Annotated in this window: 17 protein-coding genes and 1 pseudogene; 16 read left to right on the forward strand and 2 right to left on the reverse strand. The window is 47.2% G+C overall.

Annotated elements, in window-relative coordinates; genetic code table 11:
• The first annotated feature begins 182 nt into the window (after positions 1–182).
• From AC6I3O_RS02210 to AC6I3O_RS02280, 15 genes and pseudogenes are all read left to right on the forward strand, one after another.
• Positions 183–614: a hypothetical protein gene (locus tag AC6I3O_RS02210; protein WP_497849519.1), complete on the forward strand. Its 432-nt coding sequence runs from the start codon at positions 183–185 to the stop codon at positions 612–614.
• Positions 615–1,262: 648 nt separating this feature from the next.
• Entirely contained in the window at positions 1,263–1,391 is a 129-nt protein-coding gene (locus AC6I3O_RS02215; protein WP_497849520.1) for a hypothetical protein, read from the forward strand.
• A gap of 121 nt (positions 1,392–1,512) precedes the next feature.
• Complete coding sequence (locus AC6I3O_RS02220; RefSeq protein WP_497849521.1) at positions 1,513–1,770, forward strand: hypothetical protein; 258 nt, start codon at positions 1,513–1,515, stop codon at positions 1,768–1,770.
• Complete coding sequence (locus AC6I3O_RS02225; RefSeq protein WP_497849522.1) at positions 1,763–3,667, forward strand: YDG domain-containing protein; 1,905 nt, start codon at positions 1,763–1,765, stop codon at positions 3,665–3,667. The genes AC6I3O_RS02220 and AC6I3O_RS02225 overlap by 8 nt, the downstream gene beginning before the upstream one ends.
• Positions 3,668–3,748: 81 nt before the next feature.
• Positions 3,749–3,970: a hypothetical protein gene (locus tag AC6I3O_RS02230; RefSeq protein ID WP_497849523.1), complete on the forward strand. Its 222-nt coding sequence runs from the start codon at positions 3,749–3,751 to the stop codon at positions 3,968–3,970.
• Positions 3,971–3,994: 24 nt separating this feature from the next.
• Positions 3,995–5,338 (forward strand): chitobiase/beta-hexosaminidase C-terminal domain-containing protein, encoded by a 1,344-nt coding sequence (locus AC6I3O_RS02235; RefSeq protein ID WP_497849524.1) that lies wholly within the window; start codon positions 3,995–3,997, stop codon positions 5,336–5,338.
• 162 nt (positions 5,339–5,500) lie between these two features.
• Entirely contained in the window at positions 5,501–5,821 is a 321-nt protein-coding gene (locus AC6I3O_RS02240) for a hypothetical protein (RefSeq protein ID WP_497849525.1), read from the forward strand.
• Entirely contained in the window at positions 5,808–6,539 is a 732-nt protein-coding gene (locus AC6I3O_RS02245; protein WP_497849526.1) for a hypothetical protein, read from the forward strand. Before AC6I3O_RS02240 ends, AC6I3O_RS02245 begins: the two co-directional genes overlap by 14 nt.
• Before the next feature lie 68 nt (positions 6,540–6,607).
• A pseudogene (locus tag AC6I3O_RS02250) lies at positions 6,608–6,940 on the forward strand (AAA family ATPase); the annotation flags it as partial.
• A gap of 41 nt (positions 6,941–6,981) precedes the next feature.
• Positions 6,982–8,598, forward strand: a complete 1,617-nt coding sequence (locus AC6I3O_RS02255; RefSeq protein WP_497849527.1) for a hypothetical protein — start codon at positions 6,982–6,984, stop codon at positions 8,596–8,598.
• A gap of 6 nt (positions 8,599–8,604) precedes the next feature.
• The gene (locus AC6I3O_RS02260) at positions 8,605–9,318 is read left to right on the forward strand and encodes a DUF6063 family protein (RefSeq protein ID WP_497849528.1); all 714 of its coding nucleotides are present in this window, start codon (positions 8,605–8,607) and stop codon (positions 9,316–9,318) included.
• Positions 9,311–13,822 (forward strand): coiled-coil domain-containing protein, encoded by a 4,512-nt coding sequence (locus AC6I3O_RS02265; RefSeq protein ID WP_497849529.1) that lies wholly within the window; start codon positions 9,311–9,313, stop codon positions 13,820–13,822. Before AC6I3O_RS02260 ends, AC6I3O_RS02265 begins: the two co-directional genes overlap by 8 nt.
• Before the next feature lie 109 nt (positions 13,823–13,931).
• Complete coding sequence (locus AC6I3O_RS02270; protein WP_497849530.1) at positions 13,932–14,891, forward strand: ABC transporter ATP-binding protein; 960 nt, start codon at positions 13,932–13,934, stop codon at positions 14,889–14,891.
• Entirely contained in the window at positions 14,875–16,245 is a 1,371-nt protein-coding gene (locus AC6I3O_RS02275; RefSeq protein ID WP_497853404.1) for an ABC transporter permease, read from the forward strand. Before AC6I3O_RS02270 ends, AC6I3O_RS02275 begins: the two co-directional genes overlap by 17 nt.
• Positions 16,242–17,579 carry an ABC transporter permease gene (locus AC6I3O_RS02280; protein WP_497849531.1) on the forward strand — a complete coding sequence of 446 codons (1,338 nt, stop codon included), beginning with the start codon at positions 16,242–16,244 and terminating at the stop codon, positions 17,577–17,579. The genes AC6I3O_RS02275 and AC6I3O_RS02280 overlap by 4 nt, the downstream gene beginning before the upstream one ends.
• Positions 17,580–17,948: 369 nt before the next feature.
• Here AC6I3O_RS02280 and AC6I3O_RS02285 read toward each other — a convergent pair whose 3' ends face one another.
• On the reverse strand, positions 17,949–20,144 hold the full coding sequence (locus AC6I3O_RS02285; protein ID WP_497849532.1) for an alpha-galactosidase: 2,196 nt from the start codon (positions 20,142–20,144) through the stop codon (positions 17,949–17,951).
• Positions 20,145–20,424: 280 nt separating this feature from the next.
• Between AC6I3O_RS02285 and AC6I3O_RS02290 the strand changes: the two genes are divergently transcribed.
• A complete protein-coding gene (locus tag AC6I3O_RS02290; RefSeq protein ID WP_497853405.1) occupies positions 20,425–21,723 on the forward strand; it encodes an FAD-dependent oxidoreductase in 1,299 nt (432 codons plus the stop codon).
• 71 nt (positions 21,724–21,794) lie between these two features.
• Here the strand turns inward: AC6I3O_RS02290 and AC6I3O_RS02295 are convergent, their stop codons facing one another.
• Entirely contained in the window at positions 21,795–23,585 is a 1,791-nt protein-coding gene (locus tag AC6I3O_RS02295) for a flavin reductase (protein ID WP_497849533.1), read from the reverse strand.
• Positions 23,586–23,716 lie beyond the last annotated feature (131 nt).

Below are 23,716 nucleotides of genomic sequence, written 5' to 3' on the forward strand. Positions count from 1 at the left end.
TCTGCTTTTGAAATAGAATAACAGCTAACAGTGTAAATTATTAGTCTGTTTTTGCAAAATTTACTGTTCTACACTAAAAGATTAACGTATTTGTAACAGCAAAATTTTTAATTGTCTGAAAAGTATATTTTCCGTCTGTTTACTAAAAACTATATAAAAATGTATACAATGGAGGCGTAAATATGGATAAACAGACAGTCACACTTTTGAAGGAATGTAATGCGGGATGTAAAATGGCGGTCGGCAGTATAGACCGTATCAAAGAGTTCCTGATGAACGCAGAGTTAGAACAGACTTTGACGGCATACAAGGAGCAGCATAAGAAACTGGAAGAGGAATCCTCAAAACTTCTGGCGGAACTGGGAGAGCGCGGTCAGCAGCCGGATAAGATTGCATCCGCATTTTCATGGATTACAACCGAGGTAAAACTGTTGGTAAAAGATGACAGTACACAGATTGCAAAGATTCTTATGAACGGATGCAATATGGGGATTCAATCAATCAGCGAATGTATGAATAAATGCCCGGACGCGTCTCATGGCAGCATTTCTCTGGCAAAGAAACTGGTGAAATGCGAGGAGAAGCTTATGGAAGATATGAAGAAATACTTGTAAATGGCGCAGTACGATTTTGATTAGAAAACTTGAAACTATCTTCTCAAGTTTTCTAATCAAAATCGTTTTTTTGACGATATATTATAAGACGCTCTTTTTAGGTGATACGGGGCAGAATCAAAATGTATCATGGAAAGAGGTGGAGACGAGGTGAAGTTAGAAACATATTACCGGGATACCGGTGTTGATATCTGGAAAAAGCAGAAAAGATGGAACAGGGGGTGGAGCATATGCTCAGGCGGCTGAGCGTTAGAGTCAGAGCGTATTTCCGGATAGAATCAGGTGAAGAACTTTCCTAATGTCAGATATTTCAGACAACCTATATGAATATAATGACATTAGAAGCGAACTTTTCCATATATAAGTATATCTTGCCAGTTACAAAATCGTTGAACTTCCTGGAAGATTGAAGTATACTTATATAAAGATTGATCTAAAGGTCAAAATTCCATTTTGCCCATAGATTTAACGATTTGATAAATATATAGAAAGGAATTAGTATGATGCGAAAAAAGAATCTGAGACTATTTGCAATTCCATTAATGGCATGTACAATGATGTTTTTTGCTCCATCGACGGTCACGGCGGCAGATATAAATCCGTCTGCGAATACAAGCGGTGGTACTACTCCGGACGGGAATACTCCGGGTGGGTCAGGCGATACTTCGGGAGGAGACACAGGCGCGGCAGTCCCGTCTGTCGGTGCGGGAGGCGCTGGCGGAACGCAAACGTCAGCGAGACAAGAAGGTAATACGGATGTATCCGCAGGAACCGTGACAATTACAGAATTTACATGTCCAGACGACGTTTGTATTAAGCACACGATTACTGGAAACGGGACGGGGACTATTAAAGTAACAAAGGGAACTCATGATATTATATTACAGGATGTAACTCTGTGGACGGAACAGCTGCGAACGTTCCGGCTTTTGAAATCTGTGCAGGGGCAACGGTCAATTTGTATCTTGAGGGTACAAACACGCTTACAAGTGCGATAGGTAAAGCAGGAATCCTGGTTCCGTCAGGCGCTAACCTGAATATCTACAGCGAGGATCCGAACGCTACGCTCAATGTAACAGGCGGAGATGGCGCTGCCGGAATTGGCGCCCAAGGTTATGGGCTGCCATCCGGGAATATAAGTATCCATAATGGGTAACATTATTGCAACAGGCGGCGCCCAATGCGCCGGAATCGGCGGCGCTGCGCGAGGTTCTGCAGGCACGATTACGATTACGGGCGGTAATGTAGTGGCGACAGGCGGAGATGGCGTAAAGGGCGTTATCACAGGCGGTTCCGGAATCGGCTGCGGCGGAAGCGGCAACGGCGGTGAGATTATCATTTCCGGCGGTACGGTAACAGCAGTCGGCGGACTCAATAATCCTCCGGCAACCAGCCCTAAGAATAGCGGAATTACATGTAAGAATTTGTCATCCGGAGACGGAAGCGCAACAATCATAGCAAGTTCTGTTAAATATGAAAATGCCACAAAATTGAATGGAATTATCTGGGATGAGAATAAAAAGACTGGTTTTGTATATGGAGATGCGGTATTGAATGAAAGCCTCATTGACCAGACGTTGAATATCCCTCCAAATAGTTCTTTGACAATCCCTCCGAACGGCGGTCTGGTAAATGGGATGGGCAGCCAGATTTTAGGAAGCGGAAGTATTATTAATGCAGATGAATTGCAGAATGGAGGAGGAGTGACAAGCGCCGACCTTATTCTGAAAGTATCTCTATCTGAGGATGATATCCATACGGTAGATCAGGTTTATACAGGCGCGGATCTGACGAAAGAAGCGATTCAGATTAATGAAACCCGTGAGAATCCGTATGGCGACGACTATATCGTAGACAGCCCGGATAGCTGGAACCGCTTAATTGAAATATGGGGCGGCGGTACGGCGGATATTATTCGCGATGCACACACCTATATTATAACCTATTCAAAAGACGGATATCCGGATATTGTAAAAGAAGTGACTGTAACAGCAAAGCCGCTGGAAAAGGAAATGGTCAGCACCATTGACAGCCAGTCGTATACCGGGGAAGAGATTAAACCAGAAGTGGTCATCAAGTACAACGGAATGATTCTTGATAAGACTATTGATTACACGGTAGTCTATGAGAACAATAAGGCAATCTCAACTGCCGATAAACCGGCAGTTGCGAAAATCAAGGCAAGAAATAACGGTAATTATTCAGGCGAGATAGACCAGACATTTACGATTAACCCGGCGTCTATAGCCAATGCAGAGGTAACGGTGGAACCGGCGTCTGCAAAATATGACGGCACAAAGAAGACGCCTACGGTTACGGTTAAACTGGGCGATAAGGTCTTAATTCAAGGGGTTGATTACACCATAGCCGACTCCGGTGATCTTGTAAGCGCCGGCACTGTAACTTATACAATAGAAGGAACAGGTAATTATACGGACGCCGCTCCGTTGACAACTTTTGAGATTGAAAAATTGCCGGTTACGGTCAATGTGAACAATCTCTCGGCAGTAAACAGACCATATGACGGCACGAACGAAGTGGAACTGTCAAACGTACAATTTGTAGGAGTCCTGCCTGCCGATAAGAATGACGTTAAATTAGAGACAAAGGCGACGATTTCAGGAGTGGACGTCGGTTCTTATTCGACAGTCACGCTTGAGAATCCGGTACTTGGCGGCGACAAAGGTAAAAACTATTCATTGGGCGAGATAAGCGGTGAATTAAAGCTTGCGACTCCGGTCGTAATCAGCCAGGCAGAAGCGCCTGATAAACCGGAACTTACCGGAAACTACAATGTCAGCGCGAAATTTAAAGACAAATTCTACTACACACTGGATATCACGAATGCCGGAAAGGGCGTTGAGTATCAGTACAAGATGGACGACGGAGAATGGACGGATACTCCGGTCTTCGACAACATTGATCCGGAATCAACCCATACATTCTATGCACAGTCAAAAGAGTCTTTGAACGTGCTGCAGAGTGATATCGGCGAGTTGGAAGTTGTATTTGAAAACTTGAGACGGAAATCGTTCCTCCAAGCTTCAAATTAGAGTTTAAGGAGAATGAAGACGGAGAGACATTCACCGCTACGATTCCCGTTGCTTCAAAGGATACGGGAGATTCCGAGGGCAATGGCGACGAGAAAGAAGCCAAAGCTTCAGGAGATTCGGATAATGGAGATGAAACCGGAGAGCCGGGGAACTCGGATAATGAAACCGGAGAGCCGGGGAACTCGGATAATGAAACCGGAGATCCAGGGGATAAAGATAATCCGGATGATTCGAATAGTACGGATAACCCAGAGAATCCGAGCGACCCGGAAAAACCGGGAAGTACTTCTGACAGGGTTTTAGAATATCGTTTCAGCAGTCCTGAAGATGAGGAAGCGTCAAAATATTCCTCAGAGGAAGATGCGAACATCAAGACAGATTGTAAGCCCAATACAGAATACACCGGATACGTTAGATATGCGGCGACAGCGGACCCACAAAGCAAGCAAGGCTGCAAAGGATACCCAGACTTGCCCGGGGTTAATGGTAAAGAAGCCTGTGATATCTCCGGAAGACGGCTCTACTTTCAGTGGGGCGAAGACCATAGAGATTACGTGTGAAACAGAAGGGGCGGCCATTTACTATACGACAGACGGAACCGATCCTTCAACAGACAGCAATGAATATAAGGAGCCTTTCAAGATTAACGCAACAGCTACCATTAAAGCGATTGCAGTTAAGGAAGGGATGACCAACAGTGAGATTGCATCAGCTACGATTAGCAAGGTTGACACTGTCGTATATACAAGGACTGGCGTTACAAAGTTAGACACCGTAGATCATGAGAAGAATAATATTGCACCTGAGCTGATGGAAAAACTGGAGTCTCCGGACAAAAAGGATGCGACTGAGAAAATTATTTCAAAACTCACAGCAACACTTTCCGACATCGGGGCGCCGGGAGATTTCACATATCAGAACATAGCATTCTATGACCTTGTGGTAGAAATCAGCACCGATAACGAAGTCACCTATAAGCCGGCAACGGCGGATGATTTCCCTGAGGGAGGTCTTGACGTTACGGTTAAGTGTCCGGAAGGCACCAATATAAAGGATTATGACTTTGCGATAGCTCATATGTTTGCATCCGGTGATTCTATCGGTGAGGTAGAGCATTGGGAGAATGTGGCGGTTACAAAGACCAAGACTGACGATGGCAGCGATGGATTACGCTTTAAGATCACAAGCACATCACCACTTGCAATCGCATGGACACCGGCAGTACCGGGTGGACCGAATAACAATGGAGTAGATGATAATCCAGGCGGAGACGATAATCCGGGTGGTGATGATAATCCGGGCGGAGACGACAATCCGGGTGGAGATAACAATAATCCGGGTGGAGACAACAATCCAGGCGGAGATAACAATAATCCGGGCGGAGACGGCACTACTGGCGGAGATGATAACAATAATGGTCAGGGAACAGGCGATGGAACTGGGCAAGTAACCACTGCAAATAGATCCGGTGACGATGGCACTAACGGCACGGGGACGGGAACCGGTACAGGTACGGTTGCAGATGCAGTCAGGTCTGCCGCTTCCACCCTTCTTCCTAAGACAGGAGATACCAGCAAGCTTCTGGTATGGATTGTTCTGGCAGCCGCATGTGTGGCAGTTATTGTCGGCGTACAGATAAAGTCTAAAAAGGGAAAGAAAAAGAAGAGATAAGTTCATTTAGAAGAGGGATTTCGGAAAGTATGGCATTTTCCGAAATCTCTCTTTTTTAATCTTATGGGCATTATGGACATTAAAACGGATACATACTGTATTTTAGAACAGAACTATGTTAATATGAAAAAGAATATAGTTCTCAGAAGGCGGATGATCTCTATGAAACGTATATCCTTAAAAGAGCTGCTCCACTCTCGGCAGAATAATACTTATGAGCAGCAATATCAATACATTCTGGAATTGATTTCCGAAGGAAAGGTGAAACCTGTGAAAGCGTCTGGTACAAATGGAAAGCATCCGGCGCTCTATCGGGAATACTGGCTGGCGGAGCAGGAAAAGGATTATAGTATATTTGAAGAGGAATTGAAATATCGGCTGCATCCTATGATATCGATTGATTATTATTTATCACATCTTGCGAACTATGAACAGGACAGGCCGTGGATTCTGATGTTGAGTGAATATTTTGAAGAAGCATAGGGAAAAATTGGAATATACGGAATCTACGAATGAGAGAAGTTTTGAAATCTGGAGCCGTGAGAAGTTTTTAAGCCGCGGGCAGGGGAAGCGGATTTTGAAGAATTGTGGCCTGGCGGAAGGCTTCCTTAATATATATCAGACGACGGAACCACTGGCTTATTATTCCAGGACAAGACAAGTGCCCCAGAATATTTTAATTTTAGAGAATAAGGATACTTTTTACAGTATGCGGCGGCATCTGATGGAAGGCAGCGCCAGGGAGGCTGCGAAAATTGCTGATAAGATACCCCGGGAAGGGAAGGACAGAGTCCTTGGCATGGAGATTGGGACGCTGATTTATGGCGCTGGGAAGGGAATTTTGCGTTCCTTTTTGGATTTTGATTTGTGTGTGGAGCCTTATATGAAGAATGGTGAGAATCGGATCTATTATTTCGGCGATTTGGATTATGAGGGAATCGGAATCTACGAAAGCCTTGCGGAAATGGTTTCAGGCAGGTGGGAGATTCTTCCTTTTACGGAGGCATATGCAGCCATGCTCGAAAAGGCAGATGGGACGTGTGGCGTAAAGAACCTGCCGGATACGAAGGAACAGCAGAACCGGAACATAAGGGAGGATTTTTTCGCGCATTTTCATGAGGAAACGGTAAGCAGGATGAAGGCAGTGCTGGAATCCGGGAAGTATATACCGCAGGAGATTTTGAATATTACTGATTTTTGAGCGGGTATCAATGGCTTTGGTATACTGCAGTGACCGTTTGGGACGTCGGAAACGGGAGGTGAAATAGAATGGGAAATTATTTGAACCCGGATAATCGTAAGTTTGAGGAGGCTGTGAATTCGGCTGTGTATATTGATAAGACAGGATTGATAGAATATACGAATTCCGTCCTCCATACCATGCAGGACAATGTCTGCGTGAGCCGTCCGCGCCGTTTTGGGAAGTCGATGGCGGCAAATATGCTGACGGCGTACTATAGCCGCGGCTGTGATTCCAGAGAGTTATTTTCTGGTTATCAGGTTTCAAAGAGTAAGGATTTTGGCAAACATGTCAATCAATATGATACTATTTTCTTAAATATACAAGAATTTCTAAGCAGGAGCCGCGGGATTGAGGAGCTTCCTTATGGCCTGCCCAATAAGGTTTGAAAGAAAGGATTAGAATGCAATACGAATTTTTAAAAAATTTCCCCAAAAGGATGAAGAATGTGGGGCTTTATGCGCTGCTGATTCAGAACAGCGCCCAGAAGACAACCTGGAAGCAGTTCGGTTTCCTGACTCTGGGGGAGCAGCTGAACTTGATTTTTGCCGTCATGCTCTATATCATGGAGCAGTCCTTGAAAGAGGAGCGCTGCACTATGGATGATGTAGGCGCTTATATCGACACGGTCAATACCGGGCATTTTAGGAAAAGTATGTCTTATGACGAGTGCAGGCAGCTCGGGGATTTCGTGGTAAATATTGTGCTGTCCAACGAAGGGAGGGCTATGTATTTTGAAGGGTTTGATTTTGAAGAAAATAAGTATCAGAACCTTCATATCAGTTATGTGGCGAACCGGATTATTTACATAGACCAGGAATTCAAGCGCACTTCTTATTATTTGACGGACGATGGGTACAATCTTCTGCTGGCGACGTTGGAGATTGAAAATAATATGAAGCTTACGATTCATGAGATGATTTTCCAGATGCATCTTGAGAAGCAGAGTTATGACAAGGCTGTGGATGAGATTAAGAATGTGTTCAATCTGCTGCGGATTCAGTTACAGAAGATTCAGGAGGCGATGGGGAAGATTCGGAGGAATGCGCTGAATTATTCTGTGAAGGATTACGAGGAGATATTGCTTGGGAACCTTGATACCATCAGCGACACGAAGGAGAAGTTCCAGAATTACAGAGAGATGGTGAAGAGCCGGGCGCAGGCGTTGGAGGAGGAGAATATCAATGTAAAGAGGCTCAGTGAGAAGGATGAGGAGCGGCTTTCCCACCTGCGGGTCATTGAGACATACCTGAACCGGACGATTGATGAACATCAGAAGATATTGAACAGCCATTTTGATCTGAAAGCATTATATACGAAGGAGTTGGAGACGCTGACGCAGATGTCGCTGATCAGACGGTTCCCTCTTAGGACTGAATTGTATGACAAGGTGCTTGAGAATCCTAAGGCCCTTGAGAATCTGGATTATTTCCTGCGGCCGCTGTTTAATCAGGAGCCGGATAAGGTCTATAACCTGAATAAGGCGTTCCAGTTACAGCGCCCGGTGCGAAGACGTATGGAGGAGGATATTGCGGAGGAACTGGATTTTGACGAGGAAGCGTGGATGCGTGAGCAGGAGAGGCTTCGCAAGGAGAAACTGAAAAGGTATGAGGTGTGCCTTTTAAGGCTCCTTGGTTATGCCTTGAAGACAGGGGAGGTATCCCTTCGGGAAATCAGCGCGGCTGTAAAGGAGCAGGAAGAGGAACGGGAACAACTGATTCCGAATGTGGAGATCTTCAAGGAAGTCATGGTGGAGCTGATTAAGAATCAGGAGATTGATATTACCGTGCTTTTAAGGGAGCGCAGTGAGTATATCCAGGATGTACCGGGGGAGTTCCAACTGAACGAGATGCTGCTTCATCTGGTGGAGGAATACCCCAAGTTTCAGAATGTTCGGAGGGTGGGAACTTACCGGATAGAGGATGGGAGCGCCGTTACGTTTGAAGGGATTTTGAATGAGGATAAGGTGAGGAAGACGATTCGGTGTTCTAATGTGTTGATTCGTGTGGAAAAGGAGTAAAAATATATGGCTTATGAATTAGATGAAGTCCGGACAAGCCAGGAGATTTTCTACTATCTCCTGGAACACCATGAGCTTTGCGAGGATGAGGAAATGCAGCTCTACAGGGCGTATACGGAGCAGGAAGAGATACAGAATTTAGTGAAATCTCAGGGGGAGATTGCCGAGAGCCGGATTGAGCGGTATGGGAATGTGATATATCTGATTCCAAAAGAGGAGAATCATTTCCTTGGTTTTTCTAAGGCACAGCTAAAAGCGGCGCTCTGTAAATCCTCCGGGACAGATAAGGATTATTACCTCTCCCAGTTCGTGGTGCTGACGCTTCTGGTGGAATTCTTCGACGGACAGGGAAGCAGCAGTAAAGCCCGGGAATACATGCGTGTGGGAGAACTGCAGAATTGCATTTCTAGCCGTCTCAAGGAGGGAGCCGAGGGTATGGATGAGGAACAGGAGGAACAGTCGGGGATTGCGTTTTCCAACATGCTTGAAGCGTACGAGGCTTTGCGTTCGGATGACAAAGGTTCCAGGGCAAAGACGACGAAGGAAGGTTTCCTTCATTCGATTCTGGTATTTTTACAGAAGCAGGGATTGATTGAGTATGTGGAAGCGGACGAGATGATCAAGACGACGAAGAAGCTGGATAATTTTATGGACTGGAATCTGTTGAACCAGAATCATTACCAGAGAGTGCTGCGGGTACTGGGGGTAGAGAATGAGTAAAATAAATGCTGTGAGATTGATTAATATCAATTATAACAATAATGCAATCCGTATCAGCGACGAGTGTTTCCACCTGAATGGTGAGAGTACGCTGTTGTCTTTAAGGAACGGAGGCGGGAAATCCGTGCTTGTCCAGATGCTGACGGCTCCGTTCGTGCATAAGAGATACCGGGATGCAAAAGACCGGCCGTTCGAGAGCTATTTTACCACGAATAAGCCCTCGTTTATCCTTGTGGAGTGGGCATTGGACGGCGGGGCAGGCTATGTCCTTACGGGGATGATGGTGCGAAGGAGCCAGGAGACGGGAGAGGGGAACGGGGAGAATCTGGAGATGGTCAACATCATCAGTGAATACCGGGAGTCCTGCATTCAGGATATCCATCACCTTCCTGTGGTGGAGAAGGGGAAGAAGGAGATTGTCCTTAAAAATTTTGCCGCGTGCAGGCAGATGTTTGAGTCCTATAAGAAAGACAGGTCTATGAGCTTCTTCTATTATGATATGATGAATGCGGCGCAGTCCAGACAGTATTTTGATAAATTGACGGAGTATCAGATTCACTATAAAGAATGGGAGACGATTATCAAAAAGGTGAATCTGAAAGAGTCGGGATTATCGGATTTGTTTGCAGACTGCCGGGATGAGAAGGGGCTGGTGGAGAAATGGTTTCTGGATGCCGTGGAAAGCAAACTGAATAAGGAACGGAACCGGATGAAGGAATTCCAGGCGATTCTTGAGAAATATGTGGGGCAGTATAAGGATAACCAGACGAAGATTAAGAGGCGCGACATCATACGTGAGTTTAAGGTTTGGGCAGATAAGATTCGTAAGGAGGCAGAGGATTATGAGGCTAAGAGCAGCCAGGCAGGACGGCAGGAGAACCGAATCGCACATTTTATCGCGGAATTAACGCGGCTTCATGATGTGACGGAGGAGGAATATCAAGGGATACTTGAGGAAATCGAGTCGATTCGGGGACAGCTTTTAAGAGTGGAGTATGAGAAGCTGTCCAGTGAGGTTCATAAGCTAAGGGAAGAGCTTAGGTTTCATCTGAGCAACCGGGATATGATTGAAATCGAGAAGGAGGACTTGGAGCAGGATGCCCAAGGGATACGGCATACGCTGCATCTTCTGGTCTGTGCGAAACAATGGAAAGCGGTAGAGCAGGAACGGGGAGAACTGGAGCTGATTCGCCAGAAGCTCCTGATATCGAGGCAGAAGGAAGAAGACTTAGAACCGGAACGTAAATGCTTGGGATATACTCTGCGGCGTTATTATGAAGGGCTTTTGGAGGAAAATGCGAGGAAGAGGAAGGCGAATGAAGAAGAGGCGGCGGCAATCGCATCGGAGCTGTCTGGCGTGGAAGGGAAACTTTCTGAGCTTTCCGATCTCCTGATTGAAAATGCGGCGCGTTCAGGAGGGCTTAGGAGTGCGGCTGCGTCTTATGACCGGTCGGAGGATGAGTATAACCAGCGTTATGGGGAGGAGTTTATCCGTAATATTCTCGGCGTGTATGAGCCGGGCATATTAGAAATCCGCCGGGAAGATTATGAGAAGGAGTTGGAAGGGGGCAAACGGTCACGCCTGGCGCTTTTAAAACAGCAGGAGCAGGCAAATGAGCAAAGCCGCAGTCTTGAGCGCGGGCTTGAGGATATGCGTGCAGAGCTTCTGAAAGGGAAAATGGACCTTGAGCATCAGGAACGCATGGGGCAGGAATATGAGGAGGAGCTGGAGGCGAGGAAAGTTGTGCTGCGGTATCTGGACCTGTCGGAGGATGTGATTTTCGACAGGGAGAAGATTCTGCATGGGTCTAAGCGGAAACTTAGGGAGATTGCGGCATTTCGCAGGAACCTTGAGAAGGAAGAGGACGTTTTGCAGAAAGAGTATCAGCGTTTGACACAGGGGAAAGTGTTGGAATTGCCGCAAGAACTGGAAACGGAGCTTGAAAATCTTGGAATCCATGTGGTCTATGGCATGGAGTGGCTTGGGAAGAACGGGTACTCGGAAGCACAGAATTTGGAGCTGGTGCGCGCCCACCCGTTTCTGCCCTATGCGCTGATCCTCTCTGAGGCGGAGGTACGTAAGTTGTCCCGGAATATGGGCGGGATCTATACTTCATTTCCGATTCCGATTGTGGCGCGGGAGATGCTGGAACAAAATATAGCGAATCGGGAGAGTGGGATTATCCGGCTTGAGGGAGTCAGTTTCTATGTCTGGTTCAATGAAAATCTGCTGAATGAGGAGAAGCTTAGAAATCTGGTGCAGGAGAAGGAGCGGCAGATTGAGAAGAAAAGGGAGTCTATTGCCATCCGGCAGGCTGAGTACACGGAGTATTTTGAACGTCAGGAGATGATTCGTAATCAGGAGGTCAGCAAAGAGAGCTGGGAAGCAAATGAGAAACTGCGAAAGGAGCTTGGAGAGCGGATCGGGCGGCAGGAGCGTGAAATCCGTGAAGGAACGGGAGCGTTGGCCAAACTTAGAGCTAAGATAGAGAGTTTGGAAAATGATGTCCTAAGCGCTGACCGCGAGGTGAACCGCCAGATGAGAAGGCTTGAGGATTTTGGGCGGCTGTACAAGGAGTATGAGGCGTATGAGCAGAATCTAAAGGAGAGCATGCGTTGTAAGAAAGAGGCGGAAAAGCTCAAGGAGAAGCAGAAATTATGTAAGAATCAGCAAGAGAAGTTAAGGGGCCGGCAGAAGACAGGGGAGATTGAGAGAAATAACCTGCTTCGGGAAGGCGAGGAGATTCGTAAAAGAGGGCGTAAGTACGAGCGGTATGAGAAGGCAAAGATGTCTGGAGCAGTGAAGAATAGCTTTGAAACTGTGAAAGAGAATGCAGATCTGGCAGAAGGGGGCTTAAAGACAGAGGACCGGAAAGGCTTGGCAGGTCAGAATAAAGTAACGGCAGAAGAGCTTTGGAATATCCAGGAAATGGAAGCCCGGTATACCGCAATTACTTCACATATGTCTCAGGAAATTCAGGAACTCGAGGAACAGGAGCAGCGCGTCGGAAACCGTTATCAGGATGCAGTGGATGAATTGGAGCATTTACGGAGTAAATACGGGCTTTCCGGCGAGAATTTGGAGCAGGTAAGTTATAACCGTGAGGAGGAATCACATCAGGAAATCATGCTTTCCGAATGTGAACGTAAGATTGCCGTAAAGCAAAGGCTCTGGAACGACGAGGATAAGCAAATCGCCGTGGTGAACCAGCAGAAACGTGAGCGGCTGGAACGGATGAAGGCGGAATGCGGCGAGGAAGAACCTCTGCCTGAGGAGGAAATCCAGAACCAGGATTTTGACGCAAGGAAGAATCAGTTCCGTTATGAGGAGAAGGAAGCGGGGAAACAGGCGGAGGCCCTTCGGGAACGTCTGCGCAGTTATGGGGAGAACCTGACGGCGCTTTCGGAATACAGCGACTTCCCGCTCGTTGACGAGGTCGTATGGGAGCAGGACTTTGGAGAGATGGATGCAAAGAGCCTCCGCAATTTCAAGGGCATCTTAATCCGGGATTATAATCAGATGCTTAGGGACTGCCGGGAGGCGCAGGATATGCTTGACCGCCTCCTGAACCGTACGATACGCATGGAGCAGTTTCAGGAGGATTTCTACAGAAAACCGTTGGAGTCGATGCTGGAGCTTACAAAGGATGGGGCTGCCGTGCTGCGGCAGCTTACCACCACGATACAATCCTATGACAGCCTGATGGAGAAGCTTTTGGTAGACATTTCCCTTGTGGAGAAGGAGAAGAACAAAATCGTGGAGCTTATGGAGGATTATGTCCGGGAGGTGCATCAGAATCTTGGCAGGATTGACCATAATTCTACGATTGCGATTCGGGAGAAGCCTGTGAAGATGCTGAAAATCGGGCTGCCGGAGTGGGAAGAGAATGAGAACCTGTATCAGATCAGGCTTCAGGATATGATTGACGAGATCACGCAGAAGGGGCTTAGGTTATTTGAGCATAATGAAAATGCGCAGGAATATTTCGGAACCCAGATTACCACGAGAAACCTGTATGATACGGTAGTCGGGATTGGGAATGTGCAGATTCGGCTGTATAAGATTGAGGCGCAGAGGGAGTATCCGATTACCTGGGCGGAAGTGGCGAGGAATTCTGGAGGAGAAGGATTCCTGTCAGCATTTGTCATTCTGTCGAGCCTTTTGTATTATATGCGTAAGGATGATACGGATATATTTGCGGATAAGAATGAGGGGAAGGTTCTGGTCATGGATAATCCGTTCGCCCAGACGAATGCGTCGCATTTGCTGAAACCGCTGATGGATGTGGCGAAGAAGACGAACACGCAGCTTGTGTGCCTGACAGGGCTTGGCGGGGACTCGATTTATAACCGGTTTGATAATATTTATGTGCTGAATCTGATTGCGGCGAATTTACGAAGCGGGATGCAGTATTTGAAGGCAGACCATTTACGGGGGAATGAGCCGGAGACGATGATCGTTTCTCAGATTGAAGTGATGGAGCAGCAGGAGTTGGTGTTTTAGTAATTAGAAACGTTCCATTGAAGACGAAAATAGAACACTTCACGCAAAAACGAAACAAAATCTCCTATTTTATGCTATACTATTACCAGCAAAGAAGGGAGATAAGCAGATGAGTTTAGAAGTAAGAAATTTATCCAAAAAATACGGAGAGAAAACGGTAGTGGAAAATCTGAGCTTTGAGATGAAGAACCCGGGTGTTTTTGCGCTTCTGGGGACAAACGGAGCCGGAAAGACCACTTCTATCCGTATGATGCTGAATATGCTTTCACGGGATACCGGGGAAGTACTCTGGAATGGCGCGCCTCTTGATACGGCGACCTGTAATGTGGGTTATCTTGCAGAGGAGAGAGGATTGTACCCCAAGTATACCCTGATGGATCAGCTTATATATTTTGCCGGCCTTAGGGGGATATCCAAGGCGGAGGCAAAGAAGAGAATCCGTTACTGGGCCGGGCGGCTGGAGGTAGAAGAATACCTGTATCCTCAGGCTCCAAAATCAGAAGACGGGAAGAAGAAACGCGCGAAAGCCCAGGCTCCGAAAAAGGCGGATCAGCTTTCCAAGGGAAATCAGCAGAAGATTCAGTTCATGACGGCGCTTTTGCCTGACCCTGACCTGCTGATTTTAGATGAGCCGCTTTCTGGCCTTGACCCGGTGAATACGGATTTATTCAAGGGAATTATTCGGGATGAGATTGCGAAAGGGAAATATCTTATCATGTCGAGCCACCAGATGGCTACCGTGGAGGAATTCTGTACGGATATTATTATACTGAACCGTTCCAAGACGGTCCTTGCCGGGCATCTGAATGATATCAAGAAGAGCTATGGGCGTATTAACCTTCTGCTGAAAACGGAGACGGATGTGACAGACCTTATCAGGCAGGAGGGGCTTACGCTGGTTTCGGCAAAAGAGACCGAGTATCAGATTAAGGTATCCGGGGATGAGCAGGCCAACGGATTTTTAAAGCTATTGATCGAGAATGGAGTTACTGTTGTTACATTCAGTCTGCGCGAGCCGTCTCTCCATGAGATTTTCGTGGAGAAAGTAGGTGATGTACATGAAGCTTAGGAAGAGTGATTTTACCGGGACGGGAAAGGTGTTCCGTTTTACGTTATCGCAGATGGTGAAGGGGAAAGCAAATATCATTACCATGCTGATTTTTTTCCTGTTTGCGGCCGCTAGTATCCCGGTTATGACGGTGATGATGGGCGGGAAGCAGACTGCGTCTGCGGATGAGGCTGCCTCTTTAGGGATTACGGCGGTGTACGTTCAGAATGAGACAGGATATGAGCTGGATTTGGGAAGTATCCCTCAGAGAAATGACATATTTATTGACACGGCATTTATAGATACGGATTTGATGGATGTAGATTGGTCGGAAGATACATATGAGTCTATGGTGAAGCCGACAGAAGCGTATATACATCTTAGGAAAGACACGGAAAAGATGAGCTTTACCATCGGAGCTTATGCGCTGGAGAAGAAAGAATTCCCGGACGGGGATTTGGATTCCTGTGTGGGCATGCTGTCCGGCCTGTTGGACGAAGCACGCTATGCACAGCAGAATGCGAAGCCCGAGCAGATTGCCGCCCTGACCAGTCCTTATGAGACGAAGGTGGAGAGTGTATCGGAGTATCTGGAGGAGAAAACGGATGATTTTGACACCAGGTTTGGCGTGCAGATGATTTATTCTGTGGCTCTCCTGATTGTGTGTACGTTTGTTTCTTCGTATATTATCCAGAAGGTGATAGAGGAAAAGGCGTCAAAGCTGGCGGAGCTTTTGATGGTTAGTGTCAGTCCGCTTGCGATGCTGGTTGGGAAAATACTTGCGGTGATGACGTATATCCTGGGGCTGGTCGGAAGCCTTGCGGCGGTCATGGGTCTTTCTTATGTGATTACCGGTCAGTTTGCAGATACTACGGTATTGCAGCAGCAGATTGCGGCTTCCGGAATTTCTTCGGAAACGCTGCAGATATCTCCCGTTACGGCTCTGATTCTGGTGGTTTCGTTGTTGCTTGGCTATCTGCAGGTTTCGATTATCAGCGGGCTTGTTGGAACCGGATGTTCTACTACGGAGGATGTGGAGCCGGCCAACATGACGATTGTCCTGTTGGTCATGGCGGGATATATGATCGCGACTTTGACGGTAGGGGGAGGCAGTAATCCGGTGCTGGCAGCAGTGGTATCCTTGTGTCCAGTTACATCTATGTTCTGTGCGCCTGTGCGCTATATCATTGGCGATATCGGGTTTGGAATGCTGGCGTTATCATGGGCAATTCAGCTGGCAGTGATTTTGGCGCTTGCATATGTGTGTGCAAGAATCTACCGTGCCCTGATGATGTACCGGGGAAACCGTATGAAGCTTAGCGGGTGGATTACGATGTTTCGCCAGAACCGTGCAAAGGAGGTAGAGAGCAGATGAAAAGGCTTGGGAATATATTTTCATTTACATTTATCCAGCATGTGAAGCAAAAAGGCTATCGGAATGTGACCGTCGTGGTTGCTGTCCTGTGTCTGCTGCTTCCGGCAGTGATTCTGCCTGCAATCGAATATTTTAAAGAGGATGAAACATACGTAAGTAAGATTGATAAAGTGTATGTGGTCGAGACGGACAGCAGTACGGAGGGAAAGGCGGATTATGGAGTTCTCAATAGCGTGGATGCCGCGCAGTTTACGGATGTTGTCTATGAAATGGCTGAAAATGTAGAAGATGCGGCAAAGAAGGCGGAAGAAGACGGGCACTCGGTGGTGCTTGCCGTCGGACATCAGGAGGGCACATATCAGCTCAATGTGCTCCTTCCGGATGAAACGAAGCTGAATAAGAAGGATGCGAATGCATATGAGACATTCCTCTCAGGCGCATTCCGTTATATCCTGATTCAGAAATCGAATCTTGAAGCTGCGCAGATTGCAGAGATGACCATGCCTATTGAGACGGTGGTGCGTGACAGCAGTGTTTCGGCGGATGAGAGCGACGAATATGCGGTGGCGAAGGAAGTCATGGCGACCATACTGCCATATCTGAATATTATGATTCTCTATTTTATGATTCTTGCGTATGGGCAGGGAACGGCAAATTCTGCGATTATGGAGAAGACGTCGAAGCTCATGGATCTGCTTCTGGTGTCTGTGAAGCCGGGAGAGATGCTTCTTGGCAAGGTATTTGCGATGGCGGCAAGCGGAGTCTTACAGATCTTTATATGGCTTGCCGGGCTGTTCGGGGGATTTGCCCTCGGGATCCATTTTACAAAAATGGTGAATCCGAATACCGATATGATTTTAATTCAGCTGGTGGAGTCCTTTGGCGAATTTTCTGGGATGTTCACGGTTTCAGGGGTGATTCTCGCTCTGTTGATGCTGTCGGCGGGACTGCTGCTCTATTGCTCCCTTGCGGCGATTGGAGGGGCGATTGCGGAGAAACCGGAGGATTTGTCCAGCACGAATATGCTGTTTGTGATGGTGCTGCTGGTTAGCTTCTTTGCCACGATGTTTGCAGGAGGCGCGGGTTCGGATGTGCCTTGGGATGCGGTCACTTGGCAGGTATGGATGCCGTTCACGTCGATTCTGGTGGCGCCGACGAAGATTCTACTGGGTGTGATGAGTATACCGGAGGCGGCTCTTTCCCTTGGGATTGTGGTAGTGACGGCGACTTTGATTACGATAGCGGCGGGGAAGGTTTATAAGATGATGTCTCTCTATAAGGGGAATCCGCCAAGCCCGAAGAAGATGATAGAGATGATGAGAAGGCAGCGGTGAGCATTTTTTGTAAGAAAAAGCGTATACTATATTTGCCATGAAATCAATGATTTCTTATTATTTTTGTGAAAAATATGGTGAACGACAACAAGAATACCTTAATCCAAGAAACTATACCCAAGGGCACACCGTAATGCATGCCCTTCGGGCGGGTGGACTTCGTCCAATAAGGTATACATTGACCAAGAAAAATACAAATGATGTAACCAAATTGGTTTATTCTCCGTGGTAATTGCACTCCGTTATCTTATGGGGGATAGTTGGATTAAAATTACAAGATATAAAAAATAATCTTTAAGGGGTTGCTGGAAAATGTAGTTTTCCTACAACCCCTCAATTTTATCCTAATTCTAAATCGGTTATTCCGTTCTAATAAATCGTCTGTCTTTTCAAATAGAACTGGAATGAACTGTAGTCATCCACTTCCCGGTTTATCGGAAGCCCTGCGTTCATAAGCGCAGAGCCGGAGTACAATTCTTTGCCGTCATTGACGCTGTACATAGCATCCGGAACAAGCCCTTTGGCGCGGATATATTCCTGAGGCCCATTGCAAGTCAGGTTGGTGACAACCACGCTCAGCAAGGATTCCGACTTGTCTTTGGAAACATGCTGCCATGCCGTCATATTCCCAATCTCAAAAGGATTCGTCAGCCGATAGTAATCCCCTTTGATAATCAACGGATAATATTTGCGGAATAGGTCGCTCTGCTCCTTGCAGATTTCCTGCTCTTTTTCGGAAAGGTGGGTGGCATCCAGCTCATACCCAAATGTCCCGCACATGGCTACTACAGCCTTCGTCTTAATCGGAACGAATTTGCCGCTGTCCGAAATGTGCGCGCCCATGGTGCAGACCGGATACACAAAGGAAGTGCCGTAGTGGAGCTTTAACCGGTCGATGGGGTGATTGTTGTCGCTGACCCAGTACTGCGGATAGTAGTGGAGCATTGCCGCGTCATACCGTCCGCCGCCGCCGGAGCATCCCTCGAAGAGGATATCCGGGTGGGTCTTAATAATGTTGTCCATCACCCGGTAAAGACCTAAGATATACCTGTGATAGACTTCCCCCTGTCTTTCGGGCGGCAGTTCATTCGACCAGATATCCGCCAGAGAACGGTTGATGTCCCATTTTACATAGTAGATATTGGCGTCGTCCAGAATGGCGTTGACCTGTTCAATCAGGTAATCCTGTACATCACGCCTGCTCATGTCCAGCGCCATCTGGTTACGGCTGCGCACGGCATGGCGTCCCGGGATCTGCATAGCCCAATCAGGATGTGCCCGGTATAAGTCGCTGTCCTCGGACACCATCTCCGGCTCGAACCAGATGCCGAACTTCATGTCGAGGTCATTAATCTGTTCCACGAGTTTATGTAATCCGCACTTAATCTTATCCTGATTCACGTACCAGTCTCCAAGACCACTGTTATCGTCGTCACGTTTGCCGAACCAGCCGTCGTCCATGACTAACAGGTCAACGCCCATGTTCTTTGCAGCCTTGGCAATCTCCACCAGCTTCACATCGTCGAAGTCCATAAACGCCGCTTCCCAACTGTTAATTAATACGGGACGCTGCACATCCTGTACGAACTTGCTCTTGCAGAGGTTTGTCCGGTAGAAATCGTGGTATAGATGGGACAGCCCTGTAAATCCATGTTCAGTAAACGCCATGACGACTTCCGGGCCTTCAAAAACCTCCTGTGGTTTTAATTCATATACAAACTGCTTGGGATGGATTCCCATTACCAGCCGGAGCTGGTCGTACTGGTCCAGTTCAACTTCCGCAAGGAAATTGCCGCTGTACATCAGGGAGAAACCATAACATTTGCCATAATCTTCCGTGGCATTCTTATCACAGAGGATTACAAACGGATTCTGCTGGTGGCTTGATGAGCCTCGCACACTGCCGATGGTGTGGATGTGGTGGGTCATGTGCTGGCGTTCCGCCTGCCGCTCCTGGCCGTACCGTCCCGGAAGGCTTACTAAGTCGAAGTCCTTCCCATTCAAAAAGTCCAGGCAGACGGACATGATCTTTTTCAAATGAATGGACGTATCGCCGGAATTGATGACTTTCACTGCCCTTGTTATGATATCAGCCTCTTCAAAAACGCTGTAGAGCAGAACCACTTTTACATGGCTGACTGTATCTGACAAGGTTACTTTAAGGGTCTCCACCGTGTCATTATCTGTGGCAAATACGCAAGGGAGAGTCTCCAGTTGATATTTTCCTTTGCTGATTTTATAATCGGCGGCTTTCCCATGGAAAGAATAGCTGCCGTCTCCGTTAACGACTTCAATGCTTGCAGTACGGAAGTCTCCCTGCTGCTGCGTAGTGAATTCCTGAGGCTGGGCATCCAGCGAGAAGGTGCGCTCGTTCCTGGATTCGTAAGGGTTGCCGGAAAAGCCACGGTCATACTGCATAATCTGGTAGGACATATCCGCATCTTGGATAGACGGTCCGTAATAAAGATGAAGGAGATAATCCAGATTGCCAATCTTCATCTGATAAGACGTATGTCTTGTGTGTAAGGTGATGGTTTTTGATGTTTCGTTATAAATAATTCCCATAAGTCCTACTGTCCTCCTAAATATTTCCATTTTCTAAAAGTATATCATGATTTCATAAAAATTGATTTGTCACAATGGTAGAAAAAATCGGGAAATTTTAGTGTAGTTTTTCGGTTGATTTTTATATCTGCTTTGGAAAACGGTTGAGTGTACCCAAGGGCACACCGTAATACATGCCCCTTACAGGGCGGGTGGACTTCGTCCAATAAGGTATAATTATTGGAAATATGGTAAAAACTAGCGTTATCGAATTGTATGGAGGAAAGAAAGAGTGGTGGAAATGCGTTCTATCTGGACAGAAAATATAAGCCTGCCCCAGTTTAAACAGCTCAAGGGCAGCAAGAAAACGGATGTGCTGATTATCGGCGGAGGGATGGCGGGGATTTTGTGCGCTTACTTTCTGGAGAAGGCAGGAGTTAATTATGCGCTTGTGGAAGGCGGACGAATCTGTTCCGGGATTACGAAAAACACTACGGCCAAGATTACATCCCAGCATGGGTTGATTTACCAGAAAATGCTAAAAAGCATTGGGACTGAGCGGGCGAAGATGTATCTGGACGCAAATCAGGATGCGGTGCGTAAGTACGCTAGGCTTTGCCGGAGGATGGATTGTGATTATGAGGTCAGACATGCCTACGTCTATTCCAGGAATGACCGGAAGAAGCTGGAGGATGAGGCGGACGCCCTGGCCAGAATCGGGTTTCAGCCAAGGCTTACAGACCAGTGCGAGCTTCCGTTCCAAACGGTTGGCGCGGTAGGATTTGCCGAACAGGCAAGTTTCCATCCGCTGAAATTTGTAAGCGGGATTGCGAAAGGGCTAAAGATTTACGAAAATACTTTTGTAAAGGAGCTGAAAGAACAGGAGGCAGTCACAGAACATGGAGAAATTACATTTCAGAAGCTCATCTTTGCAACGCATTTTCCAATTGATAATAAGCATGGCATGTATCCTTTGAAAATGTACCAGCACAGGTCCTATGTGATTGCTCTAAAGGACGCCCAACCGTTGAATGGAATGTACATCGACGAGGCGAAACATGGCATGTCTTTTCGGAGTTACAGGGAGTATCTGCTGATGGGCGGCGGCAGCCACAGAACCGGGGAGAAGGGGGGCAACTGGGAGGAAATCAGGAATTGTGCGCGGCTATATTATCCCAATCTGGATGAAAAATATTACTGGGCGGCGCAGGATTGCATGACGTTGGACGGGATTCCTTATATTGGGCGGTATTCCCGTGGGCTGCCGGGCTGTTATGTTGCGACAGGGTTCAATAAATGGGGAATGACTTCGTCTATGGCGGCGGCTTCGATTTTGACGGATTTGATTCTGGAAAAGGAGAATCCTTATGCGCAGGTTTTTAACCCGTTAAGGAATATGATAAAACCCCAGTTGTTCGTCAATGGGGCCACGGCCGTTAAGAACTTGCTTACGGTTTCCGGGAAACGCTGTCCCCATCTTGGATGTGCATTGAAATGGAATAAGACGGAACATTCCTGGGACTGTCCCTGTCATGGTTCACGGTTTGACGGGTTCGGAAAATTGTTGGATAATCCGGCGACTGGGGATTTGAAGAAATAGGTGTGGTTATATAAAATATAGATGAGATTTATGCAATCTCATCTATATCTTATGTGTAGCTTGCTTATGGATTACTCAATTTTGACGAAGTCCGCTGCCCCATGCTTGCAGAGCGGGCAAACGATATCGTCCGGAAGCTCGTCGCCTTCGTAGACATATCCGCAGACTACGCATACATATCCCTTCTTGCCCTCAGTCTCCGGTTTTGGTTTTACATTGCTCTGGTAATAATTGTACGTCATAGTCTCCACGTTGGAGATTACGCGGGCTTCCGTGACGGTACAGATGAACATTCCGTGTGTATCCAAATCTACATACTGCTCAACCTTCAAGGACATGAAAGAGTTGATATATCTTGGAAGGAATACCAGCCCGTTATCGGAACGCAGCGGAGCGCATCCGGCGAACTTGTCCACAGTCCGTCCGCTCTGGAACCCGAAGTTCTCGAATACCTTGAACGGTGCGTCTGTTGACAGGCAGTTGATGTTCATGATGCCGGTCTGCTTGATAATATGGTGGGAGTAATTATCCTTATTAATGGTCACGGCAATCCGGTTCGGCGTATTCGTTACCTGCGTCACCGTGTTGACGATTAATCCGTTGTCTTTCTTTCCGTCATTGGACGTTACGACATAAAGGCCATACCCAATCTTAAAGAGTGCGGTCAGGTCGTTCTTATCGGCAGTCTCATCATGCTGCGCCAGATAATTCTTGCAGAACTCGTCTGCAAGTGCATCCAACTGCGCATTGCTCTCATCATCCAGTGCAGAATGAATATGAACTGTGGTGTCTGCGAAGGTTAGTTTCTTGCAGCCTTCCAACATCTGCTTCATGGTCTTGGCAGCAAGAGGAGACCAAGAACCGTTTTCAATCAGCCCGACGAAACGGTTCTGGAAATTCCGTTCGGTCAGGTGGTCGATAAATTCGCGCATGAACGGGAAAATGTCAGCGTTGTATGTTGTTGTGGCAAGGATTAATTTACCGTAACGGAATGCGTCTGCCACTGCAGCCGACATATCGCAGCGCGCTAAATCGTGAACGATTACTGCCGGGCATCCTTTCCGGCGCAGCTTTTCTGCGAGAGTCTCCACTGCCTTTTTGGTGTTGCCGTAAATGGAAGTATAGGCAATGACGATTCCCGTCGTCTCAACATTATAGGAGGACCATGTGTTGTAGAGCCCGAGATAATAACCCAGGTTCTCCGTAAGGACTGGCCCATGGAGCGGGCAGATTGTCTGGATGTCCAGTGTGGATGCTTTCTTCAGGAGACGCTGAACCTGTGCGCCGTATTTCCCTACGATACCGATATAGTAGCGGCGGGCTTCATCCGCCCATTCCTCGTTGATATCCAGAGCGCCGAACTTTCCGAAACCGTCGGCAGAGAACAACACTTTATCGCAGCTGTCGTATGTTACGATAACTTCCGGCCAGTGTACCATAGGCGCCGTAACGAAGGTCAGCTCATGCTTGCCCAGGGAGAGGGTGTCACCTTCTGCGACAACAAGCTGCCTGTCTGCAAAATCGGTGCCGAAGAACTGCTTCATCATCACGAATGCCTTGGCGGATGATACGATGGTCGTGTCTTTATATACGTTCATAAAATTGGCAATATTGGCGGAATGGTCAGGCTCCATGTGCTGTACGATAAGATAGTCAGGCTTATGTGAACCTGTCGCCGCTTCGATATTATCCAGCCATTCGTGGGTAAAGCGGGCGTCAACGGTGTCCATAACAGCTACCTTTTCGTCCATGATCACGTAGGAATTGTAGGACATGCCATTCTTAACTACATACTGACCCTCGAACAGGTCTACGGCATGGTCGTTGACGCCGACGTATTTAATATCATTTGAAATATCCATTGGTAATCACTCCTATTCTGTTTGGTTTCGTACATTATAGCATAATGGGGGATAAAAATATATGGGATTGATAAAAAATTTTAACCGGGATTTCGTTAAGTTGGTTCATTCAGGGAAAGGGTTGTAATTGC

It is taken from the genome of Sporofaciens sp. St.21A7 (assembly GCF_059728535.1).

What these genes read in the sequence shown, in the direction of transcription:
- AC6I3O_RS02210 (WP_497849519.1), top strand. Translation starts at nt 183, where the DNA reads ATGGATAAACAGACAGTCACACTTTTGAAGGAATGTAATGCGGGATGT.
- AC6I3O_RS02225 (WP_497849522.1), top strand. Translation starts at nt 1,763, where the DNA reads ATGGGTAACATTATTGCAACAGGCGGCGCCCAATGCGCCGGAATCGGC.
- AC6I3O_RS02230 (WP_497849523.1), top strand. Translation starts at nt 3,749, where the DNA reads ATGGCGACGAGAAAGAAGCCAAAGCTTCAGGAGATTCGGATAATGGAG.
- AC6I3O_RS02235 (WP_497849524.1), top strand. Translation starts at nt 3,995, where the DNA reads ATGAGGAAGCGTCAAAATATTCCTCAGAGGAAGATGCGAACATCAAGA.
- AC6I3O_RS02240 (WP_497849525.1), top strand. Translation starts at nt 5,501, where the DNA reads ATGAAACGTATATCCTTAAAAGAGCTGCTCCACTCTCGGCAGAATAAT.
- AC6I3O_RS02255 (WP_497849527.1), top strand. Translation starts at nt 6,982, where the DNA reads ATGCAATACGAATTTTTAAAAAATTTCCCCAAAAGGATGAAGAATGTG.
- AC6I3O_RS02260 (WP_497849528.1), top strand. Translation starts at nt 8,605, where the DNA reads ATGGCTTATGAATTAGATGAAGTCCGGACAAGCCAGGAGATTTTCTAC.
- AC6I3O_RS02265 (WP_497849529.1), top strand. Translation starts at nt 9,311, where the DNA reads ATGAGTAAAATAAATGCTGTGAGATTGATTAATATCAATTATAACAAT.
- AC6I3O_RS02270 (WP_497849530.1), top strand. Translation starts at nt 13,932, where the DNA reads ATGAGTTTAGAAGTAAGAAATTTATCCAAAAAATACGGAGAGAAAACG.
- AC6I3O_RS02275 (WP_497853404.1), top strand. Translation starts at nt 14,875, where the DNA reads ATGTACATGAAGCTTAGGAAGAGTGATTTTACCGGGACGGGAAAGGTG.
- AC6I3O_RS02280 (WP_497849531.1), top strand. Translation starts at nt 16,242, where the DNA reads ATGAAAAGGCTTGGGAATATATTTTCATTTACATTTATCCAGCATGTG.
- AC6I3O_RS02285 (WP_497849532.1), bottom strand. Translation starts at nt 20,144, where the DNA reads ATGGGAATTATTTATAACGAAACATCAAAAACCATCACCTTACACACA.
- AC6I3O_RS02290 (WP_497853405.1), top strand. Translation starts at nt 20,425, where the DNA reads ATGCGTTCTATCTGGACAGAAAATATAAGCCTGCCCCAGTTTAAACAG.
- AC6I3O_RS02295 (WP_497849533.1), bottom strand. Translation starts at nt 23,585, where the DNA reads ATGGATATTTCAAATGATATTAAATACGTCGGCGTCAACGACCATGCC.